Consider the following 12,239-nt stretch of genomic DNA (forward strand, 5'->3'; position numbering starts at 1 on the left):
AGCACCTCCACTCAGACACGCAGTGTTCGAATTATTCAGCCGGTTGTGGCGCTGACTCCGATGCTTTTGGGATGCGATCGAACAACAGCACCACTGATCGGGGTTGGAGCAGGTACGTCCCTCCGTGGATCGGCGGGGCCTGCCGCACATCGCAAATATCGCTCGGCGATTGGAGAGAGGTATCGATGACTCGCCGCCAGACGAGGCCCGGCCCGGCCGGCGGCAGTTCAAACGTCAATGGTTCCCAATAGGCATTCACCAGAAGATGCATTCCAAACCGCCCTCGAAAGCTTATGATCGTCACGGACAAGCTATGTGAGTGATCACTCCAATCGGGTTCGTGCAGCTTGATGCCATGCCATTCAAACCTGACCTGATGGAGGACATCCATCAACGTCGGACTGGCCTCCTCGCGTGCCAGATCCCGGCAGGCACGGAGCGAGATGAGCGTTTTGACGAAGCGGAAGATATCCGCGTGCTTGTCCAGGTCCGACCAGTCGAACCAACTGATTTCATTGTTCTGGCAATAGGCGTTGTTGTTGCCGCGCTGACTGTGGCGGACCTCATCGCCCATGAGGATCATGGGTGCCCCAACGGCGGTGAAGAGAAGTGCGAGGAAATTCTTTGTTTGTCGGTTGCGTAGACGCTCGATCGGAACGTCGTCGGTTGGTCCCTCAACGCCACAATTCCAGCTGGAATTGTTATCGGTCCCGTCCCGGTTCTCTTCCCCGTTTGCGTCGTTGTGCTTCCCGTTGTAGGAGACGAGATCGTTGAGGGTAATCCCGTCATGGCATGTAATGAAGTTGATGCTGTTTTCCGGTTCCCTAGCCTTGTAACCATACAGATCCGGGCTCCCCAGCAACCGGTCGGTGAGCCGTCTCACCGTTCCCGTGTCCCCTTTCATAAGGCTGCGGACATCGTCTCGAAATTTTCCGTTCCACTCTTTCCAGCTGTCGCCGACAAAGCTTCCCACCTGGTACAGGCCCGCCGCATCCCAGGCCTCCGCGATGAGTTTGGTGCCCGCCAGGACAGGATCGGATTCGATGTCCCACAGGACGGGTGGATTGGCCAGGGGTCGCCCCGTCTCGTCACGAGAGAGGATTGAGGCGAGATCAAAGCGAAATCCATCCACATGCATCTCCGCCACCCAATGGCGCAGACTGTCCACGATCAAACGGCGGACGATTGGATGGTTGCCGTTCAAGGTATTCCCCGTGCCGGTGTAGTTGGAATAGTACTCGGCGTTAGGCTCCAAGATGTAGTAGGCGCCGTTCTCCAAACCTCGATAGCAGAGCATAGGACCCTCTTGGTTCCCCTCTGCCGTATGGTTAAAGACAACGTCCAGGATCACCTCGATGCCGGCTCGATGGAGCGCTTTGACCATATCGCGAAACTCGTCCATCGGGCCGAGAATGTCCTTGCGCGCGCTATACGCGGCATGCGGGGCGAAGAAGGAGACAGGAGAGTACCCCCAGTAGTTGAGATACCCCGGGGAGGAGTCTTGCTCATCGAAATGGAAGATCGGCAACAGTTCCACTGCGGTGATGCCCAGATGTTGCAGGTACGGAATCTTCTCCATCAACCCGCGATAGGTGCCTCGAATCTCCGGAGACAGACCGGAATTCGGATGGCGCGTAAACCCCGCCACGTGCATTTCGTAGATCACGGTTTGAGAAAACGGCCGCTTGAGTGGAACGTCGCCTTCCCAATCATAGCTGCGCGGGTCGACCACCACACTCTTCATTGCAGTCGCACAATTGTCCCCTGGTATGGATGCATCGACGCGGCTATAGCCCTCCGGTACGGCCACCGTCTTCCCATAGGGATCACACAGTATCTTCTCCGCATCAAACCGAAGCCCTCGTTGTGGCTCGAATGGTCCTAAGGCCCGGTAGCCGTAAATCTGTCCCACCCGAATCCCGGGAACAAAGACGTGCCAGTAATGGTATGTCCGGTTCCTCGACGGTTCGAGCGAAATCACGGTTGTCGGTTTGGCGTCGTTCACACGGTCAAAGAACACCAGCTCGAGCGCTGTGCAGTTCTTCGAAAACACGCTGAAATTCACGCCGTCCGGATAGACCGTTGAACCCAGCGGGTAGCTCGTTCCCGGTTTTACTCGTGCCTGTGTACTCATGGCATGCTTGTCATATCTAAGGCCCCTGGAAAGAGGGGTTTCATCCCTTCGGTACCCATTTCCAATCGCGGACTTCCGGCAGATCGTCGCCATGCTCGTGGACGTACTGCTTGTGGTCCAGCAGCTTCTCTCGAATGGCCTGTTTCGCGTAGGCGGCCAGCGAACCAAGCTGCGGGAGACGGTCCACCACGTCGCCCACCAAATGGAACCGGTCGATCTCATTCATGACTGCCATGTCGAACGGTGTACTGGTCGTGCCTTCTTCTTTGTAACCGCGGACGTGTAAGTTTTTATGATTCGGCCGCCTATAGGTCAGTCGGTGAATCAACCATGGGTACCCGTGAAAGGCGAAGACGATCGGTTTGTCCGCCGTGAAAAGGAGTTCGAATTCCTTGTCGCTAATGCCATGCGGATGCTCGCTTTGTGGCTGGAGCTTCATCAAATCGACGACATTAATCACTCGGATCTTTAGTTGAGGCGCATGCTGGTGCAGGATACTCACTGCGGCCAAGGTCTCCAATGTGGGGACGTCGCCGGCGCAGGCCATGACGACATCCGGATCGCCGCCCTTGTCGTTACTGGCCCATTCCCAGATGCCGATGCCCGCCGTGCAATGTTTAATTGCCGCATCCATGTCGAGCCACTGCGGCGCTGGTTGTTTGCCAGCGACCACGACATTCACGTAGTTGCGGCTACGCAGACAATGGTCGGTCACCGACAACAGGGTGTTGGTATCAGGCGGCAGATAGACGCGCACGACATCTGCTTTTTTATTCACCACGTGGTCGATGAAACCAGGGTCCTGGTGGCTGAACCCGTTGTGGTCCTGCCTCCACACGTGCGAACTGAGCAGATAGTTCAGCGATGCAATCGGACGACGCCATGGAATGTGGCGCGTCACCTTAAGCCACTTCGCATGCTGATTGAACATCGAGTCGACTACGTGAACAAACGCTTCATAAGTGGAAAAGAAACCATGTCGCCCCGTAAGGAGATAGCCTTCATACCATCCTTGGCACTGATGTTCGCTCAAGATCTCCATGACGCGACCATTCGGCGAGAGGTGCTCATCGGTCTTGAGGATTTCTCCAGTCCAACAGCGGTCGGTCACCTCAAACACGCCACCCCAGCGGTTCGAGGCCGCTTCGTCGGGGGAAAAGAGGCGGAAGTTGGCGGTAGCCATGTTCGACTTCATCACGTCGCGCAGAAAATTCCCCATGACCCGCGTCGCCTCTGAAGTCACGGCGCCGGGTTGCGGAACCTCGACCGCATACTTCCGGAAATCCGGCATGCGCAGATCGCGAAGCAGATAGCCGCCGTTGGCATGCGGATTGGCCCCCATCCGGCGCGTCCCTGTCGGGGCGAGGGCCGCGAGCTCGGGCATGAGACGGCCTGTCTTGTCGAAGAGTTCCTCGGGCTTGTAGCCCTTCATCCATGACTCGAGGATTTTAATGTGTTCGGGCTTGTCCATGTCGGCCATCGGGACCTGATGCGAACGCCACGTCGCTTCCACAGGTTTGTTATCGATCACTTTTGGACCCGTCCACCCCTTTGGCGTGCGAAGGATGATCATGGGCCAGCTCGGCCGCTTGTTGAACCCCCGTGACCTGGCGTCCGTTTGAATCCGTTTGATCTCAGCGATCGCCGTCTCCAGCGTCCCGGCCATCTGTTGATGCACATCCTTGGGGTCGTCGCCTTCAACGATGTATGGGGTATATCCGTAGCCGCGGAACAAGGCATCCAACTCGTCCTTTGGGATACGGGCGAGCACCGTGGGATTGGCGATTTTGTATCCATTCAAATGCAAGATAGGCAGTACGGCGCCATCGTGAGCTGGATTGAGGAACTTATTGGAATGCCAGCTCGTGGCCAAGGGGCCGGTTTCCGCCTCGCCATCGCCAACGACACAAGCGACAATCAAGTCCGGATTGTCGAACGCGGCGCCGTACGCATGGGACAAGGCGTAGCCGAGTTCGCCGCCCTCATGAATAGAACCCGGCGTCTCCGGCGCGACATGGCTGGGAATGCCCCCGGGAAACGAGAACTGTTTGAACAACCGCTTCATGCCTTCTTCGTCTTGCGAGATGTTCGGATACACTTCGCTGTACGTTCCTTCCAGGTAGGTGTTGGCCACCAACCCTGGTCCGCCATGCCCAGGTCCGGCGATATAGATGATGTTCAAGTCCTGTTCCTTGATCAGCCGGTTGAGGTGCACATAGATGAGATTTAAACCAGGGGTCGTGCCCCAATGTCCCAGCAGACGCGGCTTAATATGCTCACGCTTCAGCGGACTGCGGAGGAGTGGATTGTCGAGCAGGTAAATTTGTCCAACAGATAAGTAATTAGCGGCCCGCCAGTAGGCGTCCATCTGGTTCAACAATTCTGTGCTGAGCGGTTTCTGTGAGACCTTGTTCATGAGTGCCACTCCTTCGCCTTGGGTGAATATCGCCTCGGAACATTCCATTACCCTTCGATTACGTAATCGTGCTCGCCGTCTGCATTCCCTCTTTCTGAGCGGTCTGTTGCGAGATCAATTCTGCGACCACTCTCGCCATCTGCCATTCCTCATCGGTGCGGATGACCCGCACCGTCACTGTGCTGAGCTCTTTGGTGATGATCGGAGCGTGGGCACTGTTGCGTTCCGCGTCGATCTCAATGCCAAGAAATGCCAGTCCCTCACAGATCCGTGCGCGGAGCACTGAGGAATTTTTGCCAATCCCTCCGGCAAACACGACCGTATTCAGACCACCAAGCGCTGCGGCCAATGCACCGATCGCCTTCTTGACGTGATAGCAGAAGAGCGCGATGGCCTCCGCCGCTCGCCGATCGCTTGCCTCTCGCTCGAGAAGATCCCGTAAGTCAGGGCTGGTTTCGGAGATCCCGAGTAGTCCTGATTGAGTATTGACCATCGCGTGAAATTGGTTCGCCGTCAGGCCTTCTTGTCCGAGCAGAAACGTCATGCAGCCAGGGTCCAAGTCGCCAGAGCGCGTGCTCATGGGGATCCCGGATGCAGGTGTAAAGCCCATGGTGGTGTCAAGACTCTTCCCATGGTGAACTGCCGCAAGACTGGCGCCATTTCCCAGATGGGCCAGGATCACACGCCGCTGTGCCTCGTCTGGTCCCGCGAGACGCTCGAGTTCTTCCATGAGGAAGGCATAGGACAGTCCGTGGAAACCATATCGCTGGATCCCGGACTCAACGTAGCGGCGCGGGAGTGGCAGCAACGTCGCCACTCGAGGCATATCGCGGTGAAACGCGGTATCGAAGCAGGCGACCTGTCGCAGGTCGGGACGCCGTTGAGCAAACGCCTCAATGAGAGCGATTTCCAACGGCAAATGGTCCGGATCAAATGGGCTGATCATTCGCAGCGCGGCCAGCATGTCGGTCGTGATCAACTGATGCTCCCGATACCGCTTTCCGCCATGCACGATACGATGACCGACCGCGCTCAAGGCCGACACACCGATTCTTCGTTCGATCTCATTGAGGAGAGGCGCCACACAGTCGGAATGCGCTCTCGCATCAAGATCGAACTGTTCCATCTCCCGGCTTGCCAGTTCCGTCACGCTGAGCGTGGCGCCCGGCAGGCCAATCCGGTCGATCTTGCCCGACATAGTTCGAGAAAGAGACGCGTTCATGTCGAATAGCGCAAACTTGATACTTGACGAACCGGCGTTGACGGTCAGCAGGCAGCCTTTATCTGTTTTTATGTCCAGTTGTCATGTTTACTGTGTGGACTGTGACGTCGACATCGAAACAGCGAAAAACATGGTTTCTTATAGTTGGGATACGAAGCTATCAAAACTGTCAAAAATGACAGGGGTATGGAACTTCAATCCGCCTACGAAAACCAATGTGATGAGACATGCCGGAGAGATGGAGAAATGTGATTGACGTGTTGCGTCATTGACCGCAACGGCTGGCGAGCTTGAGGAAGAAAGTATACTGGAAGGTACTCAAATGGCCGGTCTTTACGCCTCTTGAACGGTTAGTCGGTCCCCCCAGAGGCAAGACTACGTTTGCATGCTGGTGATGCATTCATGCGCTGGCAATGCACATTTCGTTCGTTGCGACATCAGCTTTCGTCCTCCGGGGATGGCTGAAGCATTCTGTTGCGTTATTTTTGCGCTTCTGCGCCGCCCACAATATCCATCAATTCTTTCGTGATTGCTTCTTGGCGGCTCTTGTTATAGAGCCTGGTTAAGTTCTTGATTACCTCTCCAGCATTCCGCGACGCGCCATCCATGGCTTGCATACGCGCGGCCTGTTCGGCCGCGGATGATTCCAACAAAACGCGAAAGACCTGAACCTGGGCATATTTCGGAAGGAGCGTGTGAAACAACTCATCTTCGTCCGGCTCATAGAGATATGCGCCCCCTATACTTCCATGAGCAACTCCGAATTCCTCCAGCGGTTCGATCGGAAGAAGCTTTTCAACGACGACGCGCTGTTGGACGACGGACTTAAACTCGTTATAGATCACAAGCATCTCATTGAATATGCCTTTGGTGAATGCGTCAGCGCCGGCCATACCGATCTCCATGGCGTGCTCATAGGTCAATCGTTCAAACACATTGATGTACGGGTCGCGAATCGGCCAATGACGACGTCGAAAGAAATCTCCTCCCTTCCGGCCTACCACCCCTATCAGCACTTTCGCCCCGCTCCTCTCACATTCCTCGATCACCTGCAGCGCTTTGCGAAAGATGTTCGTATTGAACGCCCCGCAGAGGCCCCGGTCGCTGGTGATCACGGAGACTTGAATAATCCGAACCGGTCGTTTTTGCAGCAGTGGATGGGCAGACCGATTTACTCGTTCGCTCAGATTGGCCAGTACGTGACGCATCCGCACTCCATACGGACGAAACGCCAGAATTCTGAGTTGTGCTCGGCGTAACTTCGACGCTGCCACCATCTTCATCGCCTTCGTGATCTTCTGTGTATTTTTGACGGAGGCGATTCTTCGACGCAAAGCTTGTAAGTTTGCCATTGTCCTTCTCACACCATAGGGACATCTTCTAGGGCATCCCCTCTTACGCTTTTTGGGCGGTCTTGAATGTAGCTAGGAGTGTGAAGTTTCTGTCATACCTAATAGGTCATGTTGTTACTTAGACCTGCTCGAGCTACGACGAGCCAGCACGTCGTGCTGATGTCCCAGCCCAAGCGTTTCATGGGCAGCTTTTTTAGAGAACTAAGGTAATGGACGTAACGTTGAATTAAGAGGAAAGAGTATTCAGCGGAATCCCAATAACTTAGGCGACGCATCGCAGAAACATCACGCATTGTCGGACCGAATGCTTGGGGAAATGAAGGTTCGTCCGCGGAGCGCTTCGTGAATTGCATGCGGCAGTTCCACTGCCATATTGGCCTTCACCACATAGCCGGACGCTCCTCCGGCCAGCGCTTCGCGGACAAAGTCTTCGTCATCATGAACGGTCAGGAACACCACTTTAGCTCGAAAACTTCGGTCTCTGAGACGGCGGGAAACTTCCAGGCCACTGAGCACCGGCATCGCAATATCGAGCACGACGACGTCGGGATCGAGCCGTACGGCAGCTTCCAACAGCGTCCCGCCGTCACGCGCCGTCTCCACGACGGCGAACTCTGGCTCAAGGATCAGCACGACGGTATCCAGTATGCTTTGATGGTCGTCAGCCACCACAAGCCGACTTCGTTCAAGCTTGGCTTTTGAGTGGATCATCAAGCTAATAGGGGAAGGATCAGATAGTGATGTAACAGATTGTAATTTAGGAAAGCACTGGCAAAATTGACAGGCTATCGGGAGCAGTGGGCGGTCCAATACGTGCGAGGGAACGGCGATTCAGTTTCCCGGCACAGTGCCTTGCTGAACGGCGAATCGGAAGAGCTCGGCATTAGACTTTAAGCGATGGTCGCTCATGATGCGATACTTATGAAACGCGACGGTGCGGGCCGTTATTTTCAAGATATGGGCAACTTGCTTCATCGAGTATCCTTCCACCAGCAATTGAAGAACTTCGCGCTGCCGAGGGGTCAACTCGATGGCTCCCAGCGTCGGCTTCGATCCCTGAATAAAACTCTCCTCCATTTTCTCACTGACCAGCGGGGTCACATACCGGCGCCCTTTGAGGGCCTCCTGGATCGCATGAAAGAGCTCCCTTGCTGCCGAATTCTTTAACAGGTATCCGGAAGCCCCAATTCGAAAGGCTTCTGCAGCAAAATCCGGATCTTGATTCACTGTAAGGTAAATCAATTTTATTTGAGGCATCAGGTGCTTGACTTGGCGGCCGGCCTCCAGCCCGTTCAGAAGCGGCATTGCCATATCTAATACGATGACGTCCGGTCTCTGGTTTGAGGCGACGGCAAGGAGCTGCCGTCCATCCACCGCTGTGCCCACGACTTCGCAACTGTGCTCAAGAAGCTTCTTGAACGCCTCGAGCAAGATGCCATGATCATCGGCAAGAATGACACGTGGACGGCCTACCATTCCTTGCCCTCATCTTTTTTGGTCCTGTCCTCCTCGCTGGAGCATCGAGAAGGTAGGGGAACTATTGCCCTGACTTCGGTTCCAGAGGACCAGGATTGAATGACGAACTCCCCTATCATCTTGGCGTCGATCAGCTACACATCAGCACTCAATTCTCGAATCCCTGTAGGTTCGAGAACGACTAATGAAGAGGCAGAGAGGTTAGCCAACAGGATTTTACGATCCATGAGCGCATCTGACGAAACGCTAACCTGCCAGGATTCTCGACGCGGTGGTGAATTTTCTTGCTTGTGAATGAAGGGTCGGCCGGACTTTACTTTCTTGCCCTGTTCAATGCTGGACATTGCGGTCCCGACGTGTATGCCTCGATAGACAACCTGTGCTCAGCGAGTATTCTATACCGTCTCTCGGGCTACCTTGAATATCGTGAAGAGTATGATCTTTTTGTAACTCCGACAACGTCGCATTACTCAGTAATCGGCAAGCCCTAGTGTTGTCGGTTCTACAGCCTTTGAAAGCTAAACTGAGTGCACCGATCAGCCAGGATATTCCCCCACGATTCGCTTCAAGAAGATCGTCATCAAGGACGTGATGTGCTTTGCCGTTATAGTAACGTGACCAAGCGTCCTTCCTGTGAGGCCAGGCGGGTTCCCCCGTCGAATGTCATCGGGCACTGTCAATTTTGCCAGTAGGTAAACTGTCGACTTAATGGTAAAGGAACGTGTGGCAACGATTCTCCTCTGGCCACCGTGCTCATACACCGTTATCCGGAGCCTAGGCCGGTTTGTCTATCGCAAGAGAATGACCGCTTAACGACGACGATTTCATTACGGGATCGAGGCCAAGTAAAAGCGAGGTTGGTCGGGGGTTGAAGCTATAGGAATACTGAAGGGTCAAAGGACGACTGTGGAAACATGCATCGTAAACCAAGAACGAAATCATCCATAAAATTCGTCGCTATATTTTGTTTTATATTGGTCAGCGAAGTTGCGGTCCTTGTCTCATGCAATACGGCTCAGCCCTCGAAATCACCGCAATGGAATCGTTCAGAGATCACGACTCCCGGCAGCGTAGCAGGTATGTGGGGAGGCCTCCTCATACGGTCTCCTGCCTCGCGATACGATGATTGGGTTAAACTCTTCATTCACGAGGATGGACACTTTGAGTTTAGAAGTTACCGGACGATCGGTGTATTAAGCGGGAAAGGCAAATTTGTTGAGACTGGGGGTGTATTACTGTCACAGACCGATCGAGGCAGTATTCGATGTTTACTTTACACAGCAGGTGATCAACGCTTGCTAAGGGTATCTGGAAAGACCACTACTGGCATCGAATATACGGCAGAACTGTCTCCCGAAAAATAATCATGCTGCACGGTAGTGATTGCGCATCTTCTCGATGGAGGCGTGAATCTTTCTCCGTAATCATGCAGGACTCAATATTCCCTGCCACGGAAGAAACGTCAGGCACTTTAAGTCCGACCGTCTCGACAACGTCTAAAGACGAGGGGATTTCATTTGTGGAAATAGGAAGGAATGGGTTTGACCATGGGTGGTTCTGCCCCTTCGATTACAAGCCATCGTAAATAGGCTAGAAGGCGTACAAAACGAGCTCCCCCCTCACCTTGCGTCATGATCGTTCGGTGACCCATCGCGTGCTGAGAGTTCCTTCACGTATAGCTCACCCGCTGAGACTCGCATTCCAACGCTTAATGGCAGGGTTGCCATGATAGTAGCTCAGAATGTTCAGCGTTGCTGTATCGAGCAGAAAGTGGCGACCGGCCCTTGCAGGAAGACCCAGCCACCGTGCTCCAAATACTCGAAGAATGTGACCATGTGCGAACAGCGCGACGTTTCCCTCCGCCTCTCGAACTTTCGCAATCACGCGGTCAACCCGTGTGCCGACTTCTTCCGGTTTTTCTCCGGAGGGACATCCATCTTCAAATATCATCCAGGTCGGCGCCTTCTCGTAGATTTGCTGCGGCGTCATACCCTCGTACTGACCGTAGTTCCATTCCATCAGGTCGGAATCAATGGTAGCGCTGTCTCCAAGGCCTGCAAGTGTACAAGTCTCTCTCGCCCGCTGCAGCGGACTCGTAAGAACTAGAGAGAACGATACTTTCGTCAACACCGGGTGAAGAAGCCTAGCGACCTTCCGGCCGTTGTCCGTCAGCGGGATGTCTGTGATCCCTGTATGCTTGCCATTCAGACTCCATTCGGTTTCGCCATGGCGCAGGATAAAGACCTGTGGTATGTCGTTTACACTCATCGGACATCCTTTTTTCGCTCTTTGAGCCGTACCATGGCCGTCGTCTCAAGCGTATCAAGAATACGCTATCTTCCTACTGTCAATTGTGACAGTTCATCGAAGTTTTGGATTTCGGTAGTGTCAGTTTCACCGGGCCGGTGAGAATCTCGATAACGTCTTCACAGTGGAGTTCAAGGACATCAGGAGGGAAAGCCGAAGCGTTTAAAGCACTGTCCATGTGAAACCCGAAACTTCCCTGACGTAATGAAGCTGGCTCTGAAGTGAGGCAACGAACCCGATGAGGAGGAAGACATGAGCCTTCAGGAACTTGAACAGACTGCTCAGGCGTTAACCGCTGACGGAAAGGGTATTCTGGCAGCCGATGAAACAGTTCCGACCCTGACCAAACGGTTCGACGCACTCAAGATTGCCTCTACCGAGGAGAGCCGCTGCATGTATCGAGAGATGCTTTTCACAACGTCAGGCGCCCGTGAGTTCATCAGCGGCGTCATTCTACAGGATGAAACCATTCGACAGAAAAACTCAAAGGGGATTCCCCTGGTAGACATCCTGACGAAAGAAGGCATCACGCCGGGCATCAAGGTCGATAAGGGCGCTAAACCGCTCGCCGGCTCCCCTGATGAAAAAGTGACAGAAGGTCTCGATGGGCTCCGAGAGCAGTTGAAGCAATACCGGGATATGGGCGCACGATTTGCGAAGTGGCGCGGCGTCATCCGAATTACGGACGGGCTGCCCAGCCTTATGTGCATCAGTGCAAATGCCCATGCTCTCGGGCGATACGCCGCGCTTTGTCAGGAGCAAGGGCTTGTACCAATTGTAGAACCCGAAGTGCTGATGGATGGTAACCATTCCATCGAACGGTGCGAGGAGGTCACCAGCCAGGTGCTGTACGTCGTCTTTCAGGCTCTCTACGAACAGCACGTCCGGCTGGAGGGCATCCTTCTCAAACCGAACATGGTGATATCCGCGAAACACAGTCCCAGGCAAGCCTCAGTGCAGGAAGTCGCCACCGCCACCATCCGCTGCCTTGAGCGGCACGTGCCGCCCGCCGTCCCCGGCATTGTTTTCCTGTCTGGCGGCCAGAGTGATAGGATCGCGACGGCACACCTTAACGCGATCAATAAGACTGAAGAACCGAAGCCTTGGAAACTTAGTTTCTCATACGGCCGAGCACTGCAGGATTCGGCGCTCGAAGCGTGGCACGGCAAGACGGAGAACTTCAATGCCGGACAGGAGGCGTTTTATCATCGGGCCAAGTGTAATGCAGCGGCAGCCTTGGGCGCGTACACAGAGGGGATGGAGCAAGAACCTGTCGGAGCTGGGGTTGCCACCCATCGATCTGATTGGCATGACGACTGAACAGGCACGCGG

The 12,239-nt window shown here is 54.5% G+C and carries 8 protein-coding genes; 1 reads left to right on the forward strand and 7 read right to left on the reverse strand.

Going from position 1 to position 12,239, the window contains the following annotated elements; translation table 11 throughout:
* Window positions 1-31: 31 nt before the first annotated feature.
* From glgX to ACWHYZ_RS13260, 7 genes are all read right to left on the reverse strand, one after another.
* Window positions 32-2,134 carry a glycogen debranching protein GlgX gene (gene glgX, locus ACWHYZ_RS13230; RefSeq protein ID WP_447983161.1) on the reverse strand — a complete coding sequence of 701 codons (2,103 nt, stop codon included), beginning with the start codon at window positions 2,132-2,134 and terminating at the stop codon, window positions 32-34.
* A gap of 40 nt (window positions 2,135-2,174) precedes the next feature.
* A complete protein-coding gene (locus tag ACWHYZ_RS13235; protein ID WP_447983162.1) occupies window positions 2,175-4,550 on the reverse strand; it encodes a phosphoketolase family protein in 2,376 nt (791 codons plus the stop codon).
* Window positions 4,551-4,608: 58 nt separating this feature from the next.
* Window positions 4,609-5,850, reverse strand: a complete 1,242-nt coding sequence (locus ACWHYZ_RS13240) for an acetate/propionate family kinase (protein ID WP_447987582.1) — start codon at window positions 5,848-5,850, stop codon at window positions 4,609-4,611.
* Window positions 5,851-6,251: 401 nt separating this feature from the next.
* A complete protein-coding gene (gene atpG, locus ACWHYZ_RS13245) occupies window positions 6,252-7,124 on the reverse strand; it encodes an ATP synthase F1 subunit gamma (protein ID WP_447983163.1) in 873 nt (290 codons plus the stop codon).
* Between the two features lie 285 nt (window positions 7,125-7,409).
* The gene (locus ACWHYZ_RS13250; protein ID WP_447983164.1) at window positions 7,410-7,835 is read right to left on the reverse strand and encodes a response regulator; all 426 of its coding nucleotides are present in this window, start codon (window positions 7,833-7,835) and stop codon (window positions 7,410-7,412) included.
* 120 nt (window positions 7,836-7,955) lie between these two features.
* Complete coding sequence (locus tag ACWHYZ_RS13255) at window positions 7,956-8,600, reverse strand: response regulator (protein WP_447983165.1); 645 nt, start codon at window positions 8,598-8,600, stop codon at window positions 7,956-7,958.
* Window positions 8,601-10,280: 1,680 nt separating this feature from the next.
* Window positions 10,281-10,868 (reverse strand): histidine phosphatase family protein, encoded by a 588-nt coding sequence (locus tag ACWHYZ_RS13260; protein WP_447983166.1) that lies wholly within the window; start codon window positions 10,866-10,868, stop codon window positions 10,281-10,283.
* 291 nt (window positions 10,869-11,159) lie between these two features.
* Between ACWHYZ_RS13260 and ACWHYZ_RS13265 the strand changes: the two genes are divergently transcribed.
* The gene (locus ACWHYZ_RS13265) at window positions 11,160-12,227 is read left to right on the forward strand and encodes a class I fructose-bisphosphate aldolase (protein ID WP_447983167.1); all 1,068 of its coding nucleotides are present in this window, start codon (window positions 11,160-11,162) and stop codon (window positions 12,225-12,227) included.
* Window positions 12,228-12,239 lie beyond the last annotated feature (12 nt).

Source organism: Nitrospira sp. Nam74 (assembly GCF_965152615.1).

Coding starts and splice junctions, on each gene's coding strand:
- glgX (WP_447983161.1), bottom strand. CDS start 2,134: ATGAGTACACAGGCACGAGTAAAACCGGGAACGAGCTACCCGCTGGGT.
- ACWHYZ_RS13235 (WP_447983162.1), bottom strand. CDS start 4,550: ATGAACAAGGTCTCACAGAAACCGCTCAGCACAGAATTGTTGAACCAG.
- atpG (WP_447983163.1), bottom strand. CDS start 7,124: ATGGCAAACTTACAAGCTTTGCGTCGAAGAATCGCCTCCGTCAAAAAT.
- ACWHYZ_RS13250 (WP_447983164.1), bottom strand. CDS start 7,835: ATGATCCACTCAAAAGCCAAGCTTGAACGAAGTCGGCTTGTGGTGGCT.
- ACWHYZ_RS13255 (WP_447983165.1), bottom strand. CDS start 8,600: ATGGTAGGCCGTCCACGTGTCATTCTTGCCGATGATCATGGCATCTTG.
- ACWHYZ_RS13260 (WP_447983166.1), bottom strand. CDS start 10,868: ATGAGTGTAAACGACATACCACAGGTCTTTATCCTGCGCCATGGCGAA.
- ACWHYZ_RS13265 (WP_447983167.1), top strand. CDS start 11,160: ATGAGCCTTCAGGAACTTGAACAGACTGCTCAGGCGTTAACCGCTGAC.